Raw genomic sequence first — 4,515 nt, 5'->3', positions numbered from 1 at the left:
CGAACCGAGACGAGGAGTTGCAATGAACCCATCGACCAATCCGGCCGCGCCGGCCCAGCTGACTGGCGCGAAATTCGCCATCGGCACGTTCGCCGTAGCGCTCGCGACCTTCATGAACGTGCTCGATTCGTCGATCGCCAACGTCGCGATTCCGACGCTGTCGGGCAACCTGGGCGTCTCGATCGACGAAGGCACGTGGGTCATCACGCTGTTCGCCGCGGCCAACGCGGTGTCGATTCCGCTGACAGGGTGGCTCACGCAGCGCATCGGCCAGGTCAAGCTGTTCGTCTGGGCGATCCTGCTGTTCGTGCTGTCGTCGGCGGCGTGCGGCATGGCTCCGAACCTGCTGGTACTGCTCGTCGCGCGCGTCGTGCAGGGCGCGGTGGCGGGGCCGCTGGTGCCGCTGTCGCAGGCCATGCTGCTCGCGTCGTTTCCCAAGGAAAAAGGCTCGAGCGCGCTTGCGCTGTGGGCGATGACGGCGACGGTCGGGCCGATCGCGGGCCCCGCGCTCGGCGGCTGGATCACCGACAGCTACAGCTGGTCGTGGATCTTCTACATCAACGTGCCGGTCGGCCTGTTTGCCGCGGGCGCGATCTGGGCGATCTATCGCGATCGCGAGACGCCGGTCCGCAAACTCCCGATCGACAAGGTCGGCCTGATCTCGCTGATCGCATGGGTCGCACCGCTGCAGATCATGCTCGACAAAGGCCGCGACCTCGACTGGTTCAGCTCGCCGGTGATCTGGGTGCTGACGATCGTCGCCGTGGTCAGCTTCCTGTTCTTCCTGATCTGGGAGTTGACCGAGGAAAAACCGATCGTCAACCTGCGGCTTTTCGCGAGACGCAACTTCCTCGGCGGCACCATCGCTATTTCGGTTGCCTACGCGATCTTCTTCGCCAACCTCGTGATCCTGCCGCAGTGGATTCAGGGCTTCCTCGGCTACCGGGCGGTGGACGCGGGGCTCGTGACCGCGCCGCTCGGCATTTTCGCCGTGATCCTCGCGCCGGTGATGGGCAAGATCATGCCGCGCTCGGACATGCGGGTGCTCGCCACGCTTGCGTTCGCCGGATTCGCTGCGGTGTTCTTCATGCGCTCGAACTATACGACCGGCGTAGACGCGTGGACGCTCATTCTGCCGACGCTGCTGCAAGGCATCCCGACCGCGCTGTTCTTCACGCCGCTCACTGCGATCATCCTGTCGGGCCTGAAGCCGGAGGAGATTCCGGCGGCGGCGGGTCTGTCCAACTTCGTGCGCATTTTTGCGGGAGCGGTGGGCACCTCGCTGATGAGCAATGCATGGAACGACCGTACGATTCTTCATCATGCGCGACTTGCCGAGCAAACCAGCGTCGAGAACCCTGGTTTCACCGGCGCGATCGCGCACCTGCAGGCGGCGCTGGACGCGGGCATTCCCAAGGCCACGGCGTTTTACGAAGCCTCGCTGAACGCGCAGGCGACGATGCTGGGCCTGAACGACATCTTCTGGATCTCGGCGGTGATCTTTGTGGTCATCATCCCGCTGATCTGGGTGACGAAGCCGACCAAGGGTGGAGCCGCGGGCGCGGCAGCCGCCGGCGGACATTGATTCCGATTGGGCAACCCGGTTCGGACGGAAAATGAAACACACAATCCTCTTCTTGACATTATCTGACAATGCAGATATTGTGAAAATCAACAAGGAGGACGCCGCGATGGACCACTACACGACGAAGAACTTCATGCTTACAGAGAGTATCGGCTTCAGGCTCGTCAAGGCCCGCAACGTCGTCGTCGCGGAAATGGACGCGGCGCTCAAGGACCTCGACATCAACGGGCAGCAGATGGGCATCCTGCTTTCGCTGAAGCAGGGTGTCGCAACTACGCCTTTCGAGCTGTCGAAGCTGCTCGGAATCGACACCGGCCTGATGACGCGGATGCTGGACAAGCTGGAATCGAAGGGGCTGCTGGAACGTTCGCGCGACCCGCAAGATCGCCGCGTGGTCAATCTGACGTTGACCGCGGAAGGGCAGAAAACCGCCGCGCGAATTCCGGAAGTCGCACCGCATGTGTTGAACGCGCGCTTGCGCAAATTCACGAAGGCCGAATTTGCCGAGCTGGACCGCCTGCTTCGCAAGTTCACAGGCGATTGAGCGGCGCGGCCGTGGGCCGCGCTTTTTTTCACCCATTAATCTGATTTGTCAGAAAATGAACACGCAGACTTCTAGAGCAAACACCGTCGCCCGTACGCTGAAGCTCGGTGTTTCGGTGATCTCATTCGCAGTGCTGGCAGCCTGTGCAAACTATGCGGGCATCCACAGCGACAAGCAGATCGATCAGCCACAACAGCTGGAAACGGCCCGGAGCCTGCCGCAGGAGCATGGGAACTGGCCGTCCCCGGACTGGGTCGACCAGTTCGGCGACGCTCAACTGAAGGCGTTGATCGCCGAGGCGCTGCAAGGCAGCCCGACGCTTGCCCAGGCGCGCGCCCGGGTCGAACAGGCACAAGCCTACAGCGAAACGGCGAAGGCGGGCACGCTGCCGCGCGTCGACGCTTCGTACTCGCTGACGCGCCAGCAGTTCAGCAGCAGCGCGCTGATCCCGCCGCCCTATGCCGGTTCGTGGCAGACGGAGAACAAGGGGCTGCTCAGCGCTTCCTACGATCTCGATCTGTGGGGCAAGAACCGCGAAGCGCTGCGCGCGGCTGTGTCGGAGGCGTCCGCTGCCGAGGCCGACGAGCAGGTCGTCAGGCTCACGCTCGACACCTCGATCGCCCGCACGTACAACGAGCTGGCGCGGCTCTACGCATTGCGCGACATCGCGCAGCAGGAAGTCGCGCGACGCGAGCAGATCGACCGCATTACCTCCGGCCGCATCGCAAACGGACTCGATACCGAAGTGGAGCGCAAGACCGCCGACGCGAATCTGTCGACGAGCCGTGCCCGCGTCAGCGCGCTCGACGGCAGCATCCTGAGCACCCGCTATCAACTGGCGGCGCTGCTTGGCAAGGGTCCCGACCGCGGACTCGCGATCACGCGGCCGACGCTCGGCGTCGGCGACGACGTGCGTCTGCCGGACAACCTGCCGGCCGATCTGCTAAGCCGGCGGCCCGACATCGTCGCGGCGCGCTGGCGCGTCGAGGCGATCACGCATGAGGTGAAGGAAGCGAAGGCCGAGTTCTATCCCGACATCAACCTGAGCGCCGCGATCGGTCTGGACGCGTTCGGCTTCGGCCGCTTCCTGAGCGCCGCGAGCCGCACGGCTTCGGTGGGCTCGGCGATTCATCTGCCGATCTTCGACGGGGGCGAGTTGCGCGCGCAGTTGAAGGGCCGCTACGCCGAGTTCGACTATGCGGTGGCGACCTACAACCAGACGCTGATCGGCGCGCTGAGCGGCGTGGCCACGCAGCTCGCGCAGATTCGCGCGAGCGACGCGCAACTCGGCGATGCACAAGCCGCGCAGCAGGCCGCGCGCGACGCCGATCGCCTCGCGACCACGCAATACAAGGCCGGCCTGACCAACCAGTTGACCGTGCTCAATGCCGACGTCACCGCACTGAACGCCGACGAGGCGATCGCCAATCTGAAGATGAACCGCCGCGACCAGCAGATCGAGCTCGCGTCGGCGTTGGGCGGCGGCTATGTCGATACGTCGGCGGGCACCGACCATCATGCGGACGCGGCTCGCGCATCCGCCAGTCAAGTCAATCCCACGGTTGCCGCACGTTGAACGGCACGCCGGGAAACCTATCAGGAGAACTGCAATGAGCGATTCGATCACGACCGACCGCGAACTGGCGGATCAGGAAGCCGTACAGAAGACCGGCGCGCAAGCGCCCGCCACGCCCGAAGGCGACAACAAGGCGACGCCCCCGTCGAGCCGCAAGCGCCTGATCGCGCTGCTCGGTGCCGCGGTCGTGCTCGCGGGCGCGGCCTACGGCGGTTACTACTACACCGAGGGCCGCTATCATCAGGAAACCGACGACGCGTACGTCAGCGGCAATCTCGTGCAACTGACGCCGCAGGTCACGGGCACAGTGATCGCGGTCAACACCGACGACACGCAAATCGTGAAGCAAGGCGACCCCGTCGTCACGCTCGATCCGGCCGATGCAAAGCTCGCGCTCGCCGATGCCGAAGCGCAGCTGGGCCAGACCGTGCGGCGCGTCTCCGGCCTGTATGTGAACAACGACTTCTTCGCGGCGAACGTCGCGCAGCGCGAAGCCGATCTGGCCCGAGCCCGCGACGACCTGCGCCGGCGCGAGGCCGTGGCGGACACGGGCGCCGTGTCCGCCGAAGACATCGCGCACGCCCGCGACGCGGTCAGCGTCGCGCAGGCCGCGCTCGACGCCGCGCGCCAGCAGGGCGAAGCCAACCACGCGCTGACCGACCGCACCACGGTCGAGCAGCATCCGGACGTGCAGGCCGCCGCCGCGAAAGTGCGCACCGCGTGGCTCGCCTATGCGCGCGATACCTTGCCAGCGCCGGTGACCGGCTACGTCGCGCAGCGCCGGGTTCAGGTCGGCCAGCGCGTCGCGCC

Annotated in this window: 4 protein-coding genes; all 4 read left to right on the top strand. The window is 65.5% G+C overall.

Annotated elements, in window-relative coordinates:
• Positions 1–22 precede the first annotated feature (22 nt).
• The gene (locus tag AB3X86_RS37805; RefSeq protein WP_368599851.1) at positions 23–1,585 is read left to right on the top strand and encodes a DHA2 family efflux MFS transporter permease subunit; all 1,563 of its coding nucleotides are present in this window, start codon (positions 23–25) and stop codon (positions 1,583–1,585) included.
• A gap of 106 nt (positions 1,586–1,691) precedes the next feature.
• Positions 1,692–2,129, top strand: coding sequence for a MarR family winged helix-turn-helix transcriptional regulator (locus tag AB3X86_RS37800; RefSeq protein WP_176369334.1), 438 nt, complete (start codon positions 1,692–1,694; stop codon positions 2,127–2,129).
• A gap of 55 nt (positions 2,130–2,184) precedes the next feature.
• Positions 2,185–3,705: an efflux transporter outer membrane subunit gene (locus tag AB3X86_RS37795; protein WP_368599850.1), complete on the top strand. Its 1,521-nt coding sequence runs from the start codon at positions 2,185–2,187 to the stop codon at positions 3,703–3,705.
• A gap of 34 nt (positions 3,706–3,739) precedes the next feature.
• On the top strand, positions 3,740–4,515 hold a 776-nt coding region (locus tag AB3X86_RS37790; protein ID WP_368599849.1), incomplete at its 3' end, for a biotin/lipoyl-binding protein.

Source organism: Paraburkholderia sp. BR14374 (genome assembly GCF_040948685.1).
Lineage (GTDB): Bacteria > Pseudomonadota > Gammaproteobacteria > Burkholderiales > Burkholderiaceae > Paraburkholderia > Paraburkholderia youngii.
The sequence above is the reverse complement of the archived record's forward strand: the minus strand, read 5'-3'. Positions and strand labels throughout refer to the sequence as shown.